The sequence below is a fragment of the Campylobacter showae genome, from assembly GCF_004803815.1.
Classification (GTDB): domain Bacteria; phylum Campylobacterota; class Campylobacteria; order Campylobacterales; family Campylobacteraceae; genus Campylobacter_A; species Campylobacter_A showae.
This window is the reverse complement of sequence record NZ_CP012544.1, coordinates 674,444-686,866: the sequence shown is the minus strand read 5'-3', so window position 1 is coordinate 686,866 and position 12,423 is coordinate 674,444. Positions and strand designations below refer to the sequence as shown.

Genomic DNA, 12,423 nt, shown 5'->3' with positions numbered 1-12,423 from the left:
TTAGTTGATAGTTCCTATTTTGTCGCCGTATTTTAGCTTTTGCTCGACTGCTAGATCAAATTTGACCGCGCCCTGCTCGCTAAGGATGAGGATCGTAGAGCCCAGCTCAAACATCCCCAGCTGCTCGCCCTTTTTCGCGCTTAAATTTTCGTATTCGTAGAGCGCGACGTTACCGGCGCAGGCGTTAGTCTGTATGCGCGCGTCAAAGTCGAATTTCATCTTGCCCACGTTTAGCGCGCCGACAAAGACCAGCCACATCTTTTTGCCGCTTGCAAGCTCGCATTTTAGCACCACGCGCTCATTTTTGGCGTAAAGATTTGGCACCTTTAGCAGCGCGCTAACGGCCACGCTATATAGCTCGCCAGGCACGTATAGCGCGGATAATATCCTCATATCGCAAGGCGCGTGGTAGCGGTGATAGTCGCGCGGGCTAAGATAAATATTTACGTACTTTAGCTCGGCGTCTCGCTCACTGCGGTCCATACTATCGCCCAGAAGCTCAGCTATGCCGTACTCGTGCCCCTTGACGCTGATCGCCTTTAGCTCCTTGCTAACTCCGCGCTCCAGGCACGTGCCGTCGCTGGGACTGATGAAGGCTTGCGGTGAAACGTCGAAATTTCGCGGACGCTGAAGCTCGCGGGTAAAAAGCGCCGTGAGGCTCTCGTACTCCTTTGGCTCTTTAAACTCACTCATGTCGATTTTAAAGCCGCTTACGTATTTTTCATTGATAAATGTTTGCAAAACCCTCGGAAATCTAACCGCCGCTACAAACCCGAATATCCTAGAAACAAGTCCCCTCATACCTCTCCTTTTAGTCTTAATAACGAAATCTCGCTAGGCGCCATCACGCGCACCGGCGGCCCCCAAAATCCAGCACCGCGGCTAACATAAATTTGCGTATTTTTGTTCGCGCTATATAGCCCGGCAACGTATTTTTGATCGAGCTTTACCAGCAACGAAAACGGGAAAATCTGTCCGCCGTGCGTGTGTCCGCTCACCACCAGATCCACGGGCGCGCTTTCATCCATGTATTTTAAAAACTTAGGCTGATGCGCGAGCAAAACGGTGGGCAAATTTACGTCGCGACCGCCTAGAGCCGCAACTAGATCTGGCTCGTACGCTTTAAATCTAAAACCGATGATATCATAAACGCCGGCTAAATTTACCCCGCCGACTTGCACGTTTTCATTGCCTAAAATTTTAAAATTCGTCGTCTCGCGGATCGCTTTTAACGTGCCGTCGATACCGTTATAGTACTCGTGATTGCCCGGCACGTAAAATGTGCCGTATTTGCTCTTTAGCTCATTAAATGGCGCGATAAACTCGGCCAAACGGTGCGGCGGGAGATCCGCGATATCGCCCACGATCGCGACCGCATCGGCATCAAGCTCGTTTACGCGCCTAGTTACCGCCCGCGCAAAGTCCGCTCCTAAAAAATCGCCTAGATGGATATCAGTTAAAACCGCTATCTTTAGCTCGCCATTTAGCCCCTTTAGCTCGATATCCTGCGCTTTTACTTCGGGTAATTTTACGGCATTAAAGATGCCTCTAAAAAAGTAGCTAAACGCCAAAATAAGTATCGTGACGTCGAGGTAAAGACGCAAAAATTTACGCCTGCTCTCGCTAAACGCGTGCTTGGTTACGGGACGAACCGCGAGCGCGACGACGTTCGTAAACAGCACGAATGAAAAGATAATAAACGTCAACGCCAGCATCAGCGAACAGGCGATACGAAGGCTCGGCCCCAAAAAGTTAAACCGTAGCGAAAAAGCCAGCGCGACGCCGCCCATGGCAAGCGTCAGGAAAAACAGCCCAAGCGCCCTTTTATGCACAGCAATCGGCCTGAGCGCGGCATCTGCAAAAAGCCCGCGATAAGAAACGTAATTCATAAAAATGATGATCAAAGACGATAGAACATAAAACATTTCGTAAATTTAGCCAAAATTATTAAATATCTAACCACTGCGCGCGGCAAATTTGAGGAAATTTAAACGAAGAGGCAAAGCGTACACTAGAAACGTCTTTTTTACGAGGCGATATCCGTGCGGACGGAGGGTAAATTTGATAGCTTGTTTGAACGAATTTAGCGCTTAACGCTGCGTTGATTTACGACGCCAAAATGCAAATTTGATTTTTACGGGCTGCTTAAAACGCATTTTAGCAGGCAGCTAATCCAAATTTTATCGCCGCGCTTAGTTTTACGCTCTGCATAACCCGCACCTTTACAAAGCTAGCGAAATTTGATTTATTCTTCGCCAGTATCCTGTGTTCGCACGATGAGGCTCTTTGGTAGGCTAAATTTCTCGATCACCTCGCACTCCTTTGCCCTCATCTCGCCCGCGTCGCTCTCGTGATCAAAGCCTAGTACGTGAAGCAGTCCGTGCGTGAAAAGCAGCGCCGTCTCGTCATCCTCGCTGTGGCCTAGCTCAGCGGCTTTAGCAGCGACTAGCTCGGTGTTTATCACGATACAGCCAAGCGGCGCGTGCAGATGCATCTCAAGCGGGAAGCTCAGTACGTCCGTAGTCTCGTAGATGCCGCGCTGGCGGACGTTTATCTCCTTCATCTCCTCGGCGTCCACGAAGCTTAGCTCCACCTCGCCAGCGGTCAAATAGTCGCAAATTTGATCCAAAATCCTCGGATAATCGTCCTCGCAAAGTATCATTTTTGGCTTTCCTTTAGTAAAATTTGAGTATGATTTTAGCAAAAATTTGGGTTGATCTTAATAAAACTAGCTTTTGTTTGTTAAAGGGGAAAGGGCTTGAATTACAAAGTCGCTCCCTTCCCCTTTAACAATCCCCCAACCCCTACGACGTGAGAGGTGGCGACACGGCTTTGCTGGCGCAAAGCGTCGCAAATTTAAATTTGGATTTAGCATTTTCAAGGTGCGGGTCTCGGCGAGTAAAATTTGAATATAAGAAATCAAGGCGAAGTGTTTTGAGATGATTTTTGGGGTTTTGAAGTTAAAATTTGACGAAGATAAGGCATATAGCCTATCGAGTCAAATTTTAACAAAATCCGCAAAAAGCACTCAAAAGACAAGCCGAAAAAAGGAGAAAAAGTGAAAAAAGCGGTTTGCATAATGAGCGGCGGCATGGACAGCACTCTGTGCGCCGTCCTCGCTAAACGCGCAGGCTACGAGATCATCGCGCTGCATTTTGACTACGGCCAGCGCACGATGAAGCGCGAAAAACTAGCGTTTGAGCAGATCAGCGAGCGTATCGGCGCGCTAAAAAAGGTAAATTTAGACGCTAGTTTCATAGCAAGTATCGGCGGCAACGCGCTAACGGACGAGAGCCTAGCCATCCGCAAAGACGGCGCCAAACCAGACACTCCTACCACCTACGTGCCGTTTCGCAACGGCATCTTTATCTCTATCGCTGCCGCGCTAGCCGAAAAAGAAGGCGCGCAGGCGCTATATATCGGCATCGTCGAGGAGGACGGCTCGGGCTACCCCGACTGCACGGCGGATTTTATCGGCAAGATAGAAAGCGCCGTAAACGCCGGCACCTCAAAGGACTTTAGCCTGCGCATCGTAACGCCGCTGGTAAATTTAAGCAAGGCTGACATCGTGCGAAAGTCGATTGAAGCGGGCTCGCCGCTAGAGCTAACCTGGAGCTGCTACGAGCGCGAGGACGAGGCCTGCGGCGAATGCGATAGCTGCCGCCTAAGACTGCGAGGATTTGAGCTGGCGGGCGAAAAAGATAGGATAAAATACGTAAATTTGAAGTAAAATTTGGCCGCGTGCAGTTCTGTCCGTAAATTTAGCCCAAAATCAAATTTATCCGCCAAAATGCACTAATCTTTTTGGCGGGGATTTTGGGGATTTTGCATGGCGGACATTTGCAACAAGATCCGCCTTTGCGGACGGTAAAATAAAAAACGACCTCTTTTAAAATTTGACTGTATCTGCGTCGCTACACCAATCACCTATGCAAAGCACACAAGCACGATTTGCGACAAGCTTTAATGCTTTTCCGTCTTAAGCAATTTTTATCCGTCAAATTTAACGGCAAATTTGCGATTATAAAGCGGATAGTTTCAAAGATTAGGCTAAATTTGCAGTAGATAAAGCCGTCAAGCTCGGGCCAAATTTGAGCTTTTTATAAAATTTCGCCGAACAAATCAGGCTCTGGTGCGGCTAAATTTAGCATCGCTTCAAGCTCCTCTTTTTGGCATTTAACGAGCGCGTAGTGAAAATTTGAAAGATTTTTTAGCTCGTTAAGCTCCTTAAATCTCATCGTAGCCGCCGCGCTTCCGGCAAAATCATCCGGCACGCAGATCTCGATACCGCCGCTAAAATTTCGCTCTAAAAACGCTGCCTCCATACCAAAAAGCTCGTCGTCGCACTCGGCGATCAAGGCCTGAGAGCTCGCGCCAAAAGGCATGACGCGAAAATTTTTATTTATGAAAACGGGCTCAAAATGCCCCAAATTTCGCGTATCGCCGAGCTTAAAAGAAAAGCCCGCTCGGATCAGATACCTCAAAAGTCCGCAAAGATAGTGCGTGAAAACTTTTGGGAAATTTAAGTTTGGATAGTAAATACCCTCGCAAACGACGCTAGAGGCAAATAGTGAACCGCCCTGCGCGGAAACCGCGTCTATGTCGCTAAAAACGGTGTCGTATAGCGGCGCGATCTTGGATAAAATTTTAAGATCGTCCGTGAAAAATAGATCCCCCGCGCCCGCCTTCATTATCTTTATAAAAAGTCGCGTCGCATCCTCGGGTAGTAAGCTACCTGCGTTGCCATCGGCGTTTTTACCCAAACTCATGCGCGCTAGCAAGGCCTTTTGCACGGGATTAACGGAGCAAAATTTGAGATTTTTGTAGCTGGCCTCAAAGCGCATCAGCCGCATCAGCGCGGCGCTCAGGCTATCGACCTTGATAAAGGCGACCTCGGGATCGATGACCTCGCATCTTTGCTCGACGAGTACGGCGTAGGCGCCGTTTGCGACGGCCGCGGCTATCTCGTCCGCGCCCGCGCCAAGCCCGATGTAGGCGTAGCCCTGGCGCACGTTTTTACTCTCAAACGCAAAGCCCTCCACGGCGCTGACGCTTGGTTTATTTAGCGCTTCGCCGTTGATGAGGCGCCTTAGGTTTTCGATATTCACGCCGTTTTAGCCTACTTCTGAGCCGTTTTTGACCGCAGCCATCGGCGCGATGAGACACAGCGATCCATCCTCGGCGCTAAGGATCATACCCTCTGATATATGGCCGAAAATTTTAGCCGGTTTTAGGTTTGCCAGCACGCAGACCTGCTTGCCGACGAGATCCGCCGGAGCGTAAAATTTAGCAATCCCCGATAAAATTTGACGCGGTTGCTCTTCGCCCAGATCGATCTTAAATTTAAGCAACTTCTCGCTGCCTTCGATATTTGAGCACTCAAGCACGGTGCCTACTTTTATGACGCATTTTTTAAAGTCGTCGATTTTTATTTTCGCGTCCGATTTTTCTTGCGGCGCGGCGGCGGTTTTGGCAGGTTCGCTCACGCTCGGCACCGCAGTCGCCATCAGCTCTTTTTCGATTTTCGGGAAAAGCGGCTGCGTTTTTTGCGCTTTAAAGTCCAAAATTTCGTTGTTTAGGATGATTTTTTCATAAGTGGCCGTCGATATCTCAAAGCCTAGCGTCTGCGCGATCTTTTCGCAGGTTCTTGGCATCGCAGGGCTTAGTAGCACGGCCACGCGAGCTAGCAGGTTCGCACACAGCGACACGAGTGCGTTTGCTTCATCTTTTTTGCCGCTTTTCATTAGATTCCACGGCTCAAATTTAGCTATGCTCGCGTTTGCGAGCGTTAGCGCTTTAAATAGCTCCTCAAGATAGCGGTTTGTGGCGAAACTCTCTAAATTTTTGATAGCGTTTTGCAGATATTCATTGCCGCTATCTAAAACCTCGCCGTAAAATTTGCGTAAATTTTCGCCCTTTATCTCAAAGTCCGAGTATTTTTCGCTCATGCCGACTATACGGCTTAAAAGATTGCCCAAATCATTGCTAAGCTCGGAGTTTATGCGCTCGATCATAGCCTTTTGCGAAAAGTCGCCGTCCTGACCAAACGGCACTTCACGCAGCATAAAATAGCGGAAATTTTCCAGTCCGTACGCGTCTGCGACCTCGCTTGGGTTGATGACGTTGCCCTTGCTTTTACTCATCTTTTCGCCGTCTCTCGTCCACCAGCCGTGAGCGGCGACGCAGCGAGGCAGCGGCAGATCAAGACTCATCAAAAACGCCGGCCAGTAAACTGCGTGAAAGCGCAAAATATCCTTGCCGACTATATGCGTAGCACCCTTCCAGTAGTTCATCTTATCATCGCCGCGCGTGTAGCCAAGCGTGCTAAGATAGTTTATGAGCGCATCCAGCCAAACGTACATCACGTGTCTTGGTTCGTTTAGGCTCGCAGGCAGTTTGATACCCCACTCAAAGCTTGTGCGCGTGATCGAGAGATCGCGCAGGCCGCCTTTTACGAAGCTCACGACCTCGTTTTTCTTGCCGCGTGGCACGATACAGTCCTCGTTCTCCTCGTACCATTTTAGCAGCGCGTCTTGGTATTTTGATAGTTTGAAAAAATAGCTCTCCTCTTTTACCAAATTTGTCGGCCTACCGCAGTCAGGACACCTCTCGTCCTCTAAAAGCTGCGTCTGCGTAAAAAAGCTCTCACAGCTAACGCAGTAGTACCCCTCGTACTCGCCCTTGTAAATATCGCCTTTTTGATACATTTTAAGAAATGCGTTTTGCGCCGTAAGCTTATGATAGTCGTCGGTCGTGCGGATAAAATGATCGTAGCTGATCTCAAATTTATCCCACAGCTCCCTAAATTTAGCGCTTATCTCGTCAGCATAGGCTTGCGGCGTGTAGCCTTTTTTTGCGGCGGCTTGCTCGATCTTTTGCCCGTGCTCGTCGGTGCCCGTCATAAAGTACGTATCGTCGCCCTTTAGCCTTGCAAATCTCGCTACCGTATCGGCGATCACGGTCGTATAGGCGTGTCCGATGTGCGGCACGTCGTTTACGTAATAAATCGGAGTCGTAATATAAGTCGTGTTCATATCTTTCCTTTTTAAATTTAAAAATCAAATCCGCCGCCGTCGCCTTTAGACATCGAGCTATATACGGCGTCCACGTAGTTTTTGCGGGTTTTGCACTCAAACATCGCCTCGCAGGCAAAGCACGAGCTTAGCTCCTTTTCGCGCTGACAGGCTTGCAAAATTTCTCTTTGGCGCTCAAGCTCCAGCTCAAATTCGTCTTTCTGGGCTACGACATGCTCTACGACATGCTCGCTCATTTCGCGTTTCCATAAAATTTATGCAGTAAATTTATCTCGTCTTTGGAGCCGAAAAAGCAAGGCGTGGTTTGGTGGATTTTTTCTACCTTCATATCAAAAAGCGTCGCCGAGTATCCGTCGCTAGTAGCACCGCCTGCGCGCTCGTAGATGAAGGCAAACGGCAGCACCTCAAATAGCGCTCTTAGCTTGCCCTTTGGCGCGTCGCTCGTGGCAGGATAACTAAACAGCCCGCCGCCTTTTAGTAAAATTTGATGCAGGTCGCTCACCATGGCGCCTGAGTATCTGAGGCGATATCCCTGTAAAAACAGCTCGCGGATAAATTTAGCGTGAGTTTCGCTCCAGCCCTTTTGCGTCGCGCCCGTAGCATTTAGCTTGCCTTTTTGCGCGAGCGCTAGATTTTTGATAAATTTAAACTCGCCGTCCCTGCCCAGGCGGTAAAGCGCGGGAGCCGTCCCCTCCTCACAAATCACGAGCTCTAGGCGCGGGCCGTAAACGACGTAGGCGGCGGCTTTTAGATTTTGCGGAGTTAGCTCGTTTTCGTAAATGCCAAAAATCGAGCCGATAGAAAAATTTACATCCACTAGGCTAGAGCCGTCTAGCGGATCGTAGGCAACGATAAATTTCGCGTTCTCGTTTAGCGCCAGCATATCCTCTTTTTCTTCGCTAACGAGCGCTTTTACGCAGGCTAAATTTGCAAACTCGGCCGTGATGATATCGTCGCTTCTCACGTCTAGTTTTAGCTGCGTGTCGCCCGTGGCGTTGGCGTGATCAGTGTAGCCTAGGTCGGCATATTTTATCTCTTCGCCGATTTTTACGGCGATTTTTTTAATCGTTTCGAAAATTTCGTTCATTTTAATACCTTTGCATTTTTTAGTATCCACTCGCAGATGGCCTGCGTATCGTCTAGGTCGAAGTTTGGCTTATCTATGACGTAGTCTCTTTTGTAGCTTGCGATCGCGTTTGAAAAGCTAAGATAATCCTCGTTTATCTCATCCTTAAACACGCTAATGCGCGGCAGCGGCAGGGTTTTTAGCCCCTCGACTAATAGCAAATCAAACTCGCCAGCCATAGCTACGACGTCGTCCACGCTCTTGCTCTCCTGCGAGAAAAAAGTCGTGCGCGTCGGGCTCATGACTGCGACCTCGGCGCCTATTTGGCTAAATTTGTAGCTATCCTTGCCCTCGACGTCAAACCTCGCCTTGTCACCCGGATCGTGTTTGATGATCACGACTTTTAGCCCATCATCGATAAATTTTTTAGCAACCTTTAAAATAAGCGTAGTTTTGCCGCTATTTGAAGGTCCCGAAAACGCCATCGCCGCTTTTTTCATTTTTCTCCGAATTTTTGAAATTTACGCGGATTATAGCAAATTTAGGCTTTTTAAAAGCAAAATTTATCTAAAATAGCACCAAATTTAAAGAGGTATTAAAATGAAAAAGAGCGTATTTTTTTTAAGTTTTATTTTGGCGTTAGCCGGCTGTGCGGATAAAAAATATATCCACGAACCGTTAAAAAACGAGCTTTTAGCCTACACTAGCAAATCTGAAATCATAGATGCCAAGACGAATATCCTAATCGTCGCGACCTATCTAAATCCGATCTATAGCGAGCTTGTGGGCGAGCAAAAAAGAGAGAAATTCGTTGTAGCCGTGCATCCGAAGGAGGCTAAAATTTTAGAGGAGAGTTTTAGCGCAAACGGCTCGCAGAGAGGCATCATGGTTAGACGCCTGACAGCCAACGATCCGCTTTTAGAAAAAGTGAGCTTTGAGGTGCCGTGGGCTCAGTATTTCGAGGTCAGCACCCCAGAGATCAAAAGCGATAAAATCAATATTAATTTCGAAATTTATCCGTCAAAGAAGGCGTCTTTGAGCTTTCAAAAAGTGTCGAAATCGATGTACTGGAATGGAGAAGCCTTAGGTAGATAACATAGTTTGCAAGCACCTTTTTGCCGTAGTCGCGACTCTCGGCGAAGGGTACTAGCTCCATGGATAAAAACGGCTCGTATTTTCCTTCGTTAAAAAGGTCGCCTCGCTGAAGCATCTTTTTGGTAAAGCCGATACCGCCGTTATACGCATAAGCCACGAAAAGCGGATGGTAGAGGTATTTCTCCAAATAATTTAGATGATGATCCGCAAATTTTAACGCAAGACGCGGGTCAAACATATCGTCTTGGTCGAAATTTGGGATCGCAAGCTCTTTTTTGCCTATATGATTAGCTAAAAACGGCATAAACTGCATCATACCAAGCGCATAAGAGGTCGAGATGACGGCCGGGATAAAGCGGCTTTCTTGCCTACCGATCGCGTAAAGAAGCGCTTTTCTAGTCGCGTTTACGTCCTCTAGCTCATCAGCAAACGGCATAACGAAGTAGCTATCCTTGTAGCCGCTTGCCTTTTCCATCAGGTAGGCATACTGGCCTAGCGTCTCTTTGGTGTTAAAGGTTTCGGAGTGTTTTGCGGCATCCTGCGCACTCATCTCTTTTATCATTTTAAACGTATTCTGCCACAAAAACGGGTCTTTTATGTCATAGCCCTCTACCTTTTCTTTCGTAGGCGTCGGCGAGACGATGTTTGCGGCCGGACTTGTGCCCGTTAGCTCGTTTGCATAAAGCGTATAGATATTTACGTCGCGGCTTTGATTTAGCTTATCAAGATAGCTTTTATCTTTACTTAGCAGATATAGCCAAAATACCGCGTTATCCTTGCGGTCTTGCCTATCAAAGGCAGCCTGCGCTCTAGTAAAAAACCTAGCCGCGTCTTTTGGAGAATTTAATAAAACCGCGTTGATGCCGAGCATAAAGGCATCCTTGCCCGCGAGCTCGGTTTCTTTTATCGCGAGAAAATTTTGTCTAAATTTGGCCGATTTTTTATCGATTATCAAATCGTTTACTAGAACGTGAAACTCTTTTTTAGCTGCGAGCGAATTTATAAAATTTGCGTCAAATATCTTGTCAAATTTATCCTTGTGCGAGGACTGGTTAAAATAAACCAAAAACGCGTCCGTATCGTTAAATTTGGCAAATTCGTCCTCGGGATGCTTTTCGTTTAGCGAGCTCAAGCGGCGGTAAAGAAGCGGATCGGAGTCTTTAAATTTATCCGCCAACTTTTGCCTCGTTTCCTTTTTTAGCTTCATCATAAAAGGTACTCTGAGGCGCTGTTTTTGGCAGGTTACGTTTGCATCCAGGATATTTTTCGCGCTTACGCCGTCGCACTCGCTTTTTACTTTTTTGGGCGGCAAAATCTCAGCCAGTTTCTTTGCTAGTACGCCCGCTCGGCGAAAGACGTCTTTGTTTAAAATTTGCGCCTGCTCCTTGGTGTAGTCGCCTTCGGTTAAAAGACGGTAAAAGTAGTAATCCTTGGCAAGCCCCTTAGGCTCGTCTTTTATCTCCTCAAAACTCTTAACTCCGCCAAATGCCGCCGCCGCAAAAATCGCGGGCAGGATAAATTTAAGCAGCGTACGCAAACATAAGCCTTACGAAAAATCTATCTATAAACTGAAGCGATAAAAGCACGATAATAGGCGCTATATCTATACCGCCAAAAACCGTCGGTATCACGCGGCGGATAGCGGCATAGACGGGCTCGGTGAGGCGGTAGAGCAGCTGCACGATAGGGTTATAGGGATCAGGGCGCACCCAGCTTATGATCGCGGCGCCTATGATGATCCATGTGTAGGCGCTGATAACGATATGCAAGATACTGCTGACTGCTTCTAAAAATACCGAAAATATCATCGTAAAATTTCCTTTAGGTACGGTTTGATGAGCGGATATAGCTCGCTAAGCTCAGGGCCGTGTTCGGCGCCCGTGAGCAAAATCCTAAGCGGCATAAAAAAGCCTTTGCCTTTTAGGCCAGTCGCGTCCATGAGAGCTTTTTTTAACTCGTTAAATTCATCAAATTCGCTCAAATTTAGCGAATTTACAGCGGCTTTTATAGCCTCGCAACCCGCCTTAAACTCATCTGGGATAAATTTGGTCGCGAAAATAGCATCGACCTTAGTTTTTATCTCGGTTAGCAGGCTGCTTTCTTGAGTGTAAAATCTAGCTATCGCGGCAAATTCTGGCTTTATACCCATTAGCGCGGCTAGTCTTGCGTCGCTTGCTCTTTTGATGTGTTCGCGGTTGATGTGCTCAAGCTGCTTGACGTCAAATTTGGCCGGAGACGCCGAAACCTTCGAGATATCAAACCACTGCGCGGCCTCTTCTATCGTAAATATTTCAACCGGTGCTTTGTAGCCAAGAGAAACGATATAGTTTGCGATGGCTTCAGGCATAAAGCCTTGCGAGAGTAGCCATTTTACGCTACTTTCGTTCTCGCGTTTGCTCATTTTTTTGCCCTCGACGTTTAAGATGATAGGCAGGTGAGCGTAGTTTATCTTTTGCGTGTAGCCTAGGCCCTCGCGGATGAGGTCTTGTTTTGGCGTATTGCTGACGTGATCCTCGCCGCGGATGACGAAGGTAACGCCCTCTAGCATATCATCTACCGCGCAGGCGAAGTTATACGTCGGCGTAAAATCAGCGCGCATAATCACAAAACTATCGACGTTTTCAGGCTCGAAGCTGATCTCGCCTCTTATCGCGTCTTTAAATTTCATCGTGCCTAACGGCTTTTTCATGCGCACGACGAAAGGCTTTTGATTATTTAGCACTTCGTTGTCGCTTAGATGCTCGCATGTGCCGTCGTAGCGGTAGGCTTCACCCCTAGCCTTTGCGGCTTCTTTTTTGGCTTCAAGCTCGCTTTCGGTGCAAAAGCACGAAAACGCCTTTTTATCTATCAAAAGCTTTGCCGCAAACTCACGGTGAAATTTTAAATTTTTACTTTGATAATAAAGCGTGTCCCATTTGATACCAAAAAGCTCTAAAATTTCTAAAATTTCCTTGTCTTTTCCGGGGATATTGCGCTCCTTGTCGGTATCCTCGATACGGATGATAAAGCCGCTTTTATCCTGGAGCGAACAGACGTAGTTTAGGATCGCAACCCTTAAATTTCCCATATGCATATCGCCTGTAGGCGACGGCGCAAAACGATACATTTTTGTTTCCTTATTGATTTTTGGGGCGATTATAGCATTTTTGGCATTTAACCTCGCTTTTTTATCTTTTGTGAAGCTAAAATAAATATAATTGATATCTAATTTTAAAATTTAAAGGAAAA

At 47.4% G+C, this 12,423-nt stretch carries 13 protein-coding genes; 2 read left to right on the top strand and 11 right to left on the bottom strand.

The genetic code is table 11. The features are described 5' to 3' along the window. From CSHOW_RS03365 to ybeY, 3 genes are all read right to left on the bottom strand, one after another. On the bottom strand, window positions 1-801 hold the full coding sequence (locus tag CSHOW_RS03365; protein WP_002948555.1) for a phosphatidylserine decarboxylase: 801 nt from the start codon (window positions 799-801) through the stop codon (window positions 1-3). Then, window positions 798-1,832 carry a metallophosphoesterase gene (locus tag CSHOW_RS03360; RefSeq protein WP_232502001.1) on the bottom strand — a complete coding sequence of 345 codons (1,035 nt, stop codon included), beginning with the start codon at window positions 1,830-1,832 and terminating at the stop codon, window positions 798-800. The genes CSHOW_RS03365 and CSHOW_RS03360 overlap by 4 nt, the downstream gene beginning before the upstream one ends. A 413-nt stretch (window positions 1,833-2,245) precedes the next feature. Then, the gene (ybeY, locus tag CSHOW_RS03355) at window positions 2,246-2,662 is read right to left on the bottom strand and encodes an rRNA maturation RNase YbeY (RefSeq protein ID WP_039895206.1); all 417 of its coding nucleotides are present in this window, start codon (window positions 2,660-2,662) and stop codon (window positions 2,246-2,248) included. Window positions 2,663-3,058: 396 nt separating this feature from the next. Between ybeY and queC the strand changes: the two genes are divergently transcribed. Beyond that, entirely contained in the window at window positions 3,059-3,730 is a 672-nt protein-coding gene (gene queC / locus CSHOW_RS03350; protein WP_002948545.1) for a 7-cyano-7-deazaguanine synthase QueC, read from the top strand. Window positions 3,731-4,100: 370 nt separating this feature from the next. Here queC and CSHOW_RS03345 read toward each other — a convergent pair whose 3' ends face one another. The 5 genes from CSHOW_RS03345 to mobB are packed head-to-tail and all read right to left on the bottom strand — an operon-like array spanning window position 4,101 to window position 8,600. Then, a complete protein-coding gene (locus tag CSHOW_RS03345) occupies window positions 4,101-5,108 on the bottom strand; it encodes a hypothetical protein (protein WP_002948543.1) in 1,008 nt (335 codons plus the stop codon). Window positions 5,109-5,114: 6 nt separating this feature from the next. Beyond that, the gene (metG, locus tag CSHOW_RS03340; RefSeq protein ID WP_002948541.1) at window positions 5,115-7,034 is read right to left on the bottom strand and encodes a methionine--tRNA ligase; all 1,920 of its coding nucleotides are present in this window, start codon (window positions 7,032-7,034) and stop codon (window positions 5,115-5,117) included. 17 nt (window positions 7,035-7,051) lie between these two features. Next, window positions 7,052-7,270 carry a hypothetical protein gene (locus CSHOW_RS03335; RefSeq protein WP_002948536.1) on the bottom strand — a complete coding sequence of 73 codons (219 nt, stop codon included), beginning with the start codon at window positions 7,268-7,270 and terminating at the stop codon, window positions 7,052-7,054. After that, on the bottom strand, window positions 7,267-8,121 hold the full coding sequence (locus CSHOW_RS03330; RefSeq protein WP_002948534.1) for a class 1 fructose-bisphosphatase: 855 nt from the start codon (window positions 8,119-8,121) through the stop codon (window positions 7,267-7,269). Before CSHOW_RS03330 ends, CSHOW_RS03335 begins: the two co-directional genes overlap by 4 nt. Further along, a complete protein-coding gene (gene mobB / locus CSHOW_RS03325; RefSeq protein ID WP_002948533.1) occupies window positions 8,118-8,600 on the bottom strand; it encodes a molybdopterin-guanine dinucleotide biosynthesis protein B in 483 nt (160 codons plus the stop codon). The genes CSHOW_RS03330 and mobB overlap by 4 nt, the downstream gene beginning before the upstream one ends. Before the next feature lie 100 nt (window positions 8,601-8,700). Between mobB and CSHOW_RS03320 the strand changes: the two genes are divergently transcribed. Next, on the top strand, window positions 8,701-9,195 hold the full coding sequence (locus CSHOW_RS03320) for a membrane lipoprotein lipid attachment site-containing protein (protein WP_039895203.1): 495 nt from the start codon (window positions 8,701-8,703) through the stop codon (window positions 9,193-9,195). Here CSHOW_RS03320 and CSHOW_RS03315 read toward each other — a convergent pair. Genes CSHOW_RS03315 through gltX form a run of 3 tightly spaced genes read right to left on the bottom strand, consistent with a single transcriptional unit; the run spans window position 9,101 to window position 12,301 of the window. Beyond that, window positions 9,101-10,732: a lytic transglycosylase domain-containing protein gene (locus tag CSHOW_RS03315; RefSeq protein WP_002948531.1), complete on the bottom strand. Its 1,632-nt coding sequence runs from the start codon at window positions 10,730-10,732 to the stop codon at window positions 9,101-9,103. The genes CSHOW_RS03320 and CSHOW_RS03315 overlap by 95 nt on opposite strands. Then, window positions 10,716-11,003: a YggT family protein gene (locus tag CSHOW_RS03310; protein ID WP_002948529.1), complete on the bottom strand. Its 288-nt coding sequence runs from the start codon at window positions 11,001-11,003 to the stop codon at window positions 10,716-10,718. Before CSHOW_RS03310 ends, CSHOW_RS03315 begins: the two co-directional genes overlap by 17 nt. After that, window positions 11,000-12,301 carry a glutamate--tRNA ligase gene (gltX, locus tag CSHOW_RS03305; RefSeq protein ID WP_002948525.1) on the bottom strand — a complete coding sequence of 434 codons (1,302 nt, stop codon included), beginning with the start codon at window positions 12,299-12,301 and terminating at the stop codon, window positions 11,000-11,002. Before gltX ends, CSHOW_RS03310 begins: the two co-directional genes overlap by 4 nt. Between the last annotated feature and the right edge of the window lie 122 nt (window positions 12,302-12,423).

Coding starts and splice junctions, on each gene's coding strand:
- CSHOW_RS03365 (WP_002948555.1), bottom strand. CDS start 801: ATGAGGGGACTTGTTTCTAGGATATTCGGGTTTGTAGCGGCGGTTAGA.
- ybeY (WP_039895206.1), bottom strand. CDS start 2,662: ATGATACTTTGCGAGGACGATTATCCGAGGATTTTGGATCAAATTTGC.
- metG (WP_002948541.1), bottom strand. CDS start 7,034: ATGAACACGACTTATATTACGACTCCGATTTATTACGTAAACGACGTG.
- CSHOW_RS03335 (WP_002948536.1), bottom strand. CDS start 7,270: ATGAGCGAGCATGTCGTAGAGCATGTCGTAGCCCAGAAAGACGAATTT.
- CSHOW_RS03330 (WP_002948534.1), bottom strand. CDS start 8,121: ATGAACGAAATTTTCGAAACGATTAAAAAAATCGCCGTAAAAATCGGC.
- mobB (WP_002948533.1), bottom strand. CDS start 8,600: ATGAAAAAAGCGGCGATGGCGTTTTCGGGACCTTCAAATAGCGGCAAA.
- CSHOW_RS03320 (WP_039895203.1), top strand. CDS start 8,701: ATGAAAAAGAGCGTATTTTTTTTAAGTTTTATTTTGGCGTTAGCCGGC.
- CSHOW_RS03310 (WP_002948529.1), bottom strand. CDS start 11,003: ATGATATTTTCGGTATTTTTAGAAGCAGTCAGCAGTATCTTGCATATC.
- gltX (WP_002948525.1), bottom strand. CDS start 12,301: ATGTATCGTTTTGCGCCGTCGCCTACAGGCGATATGCATATGGGAAAT.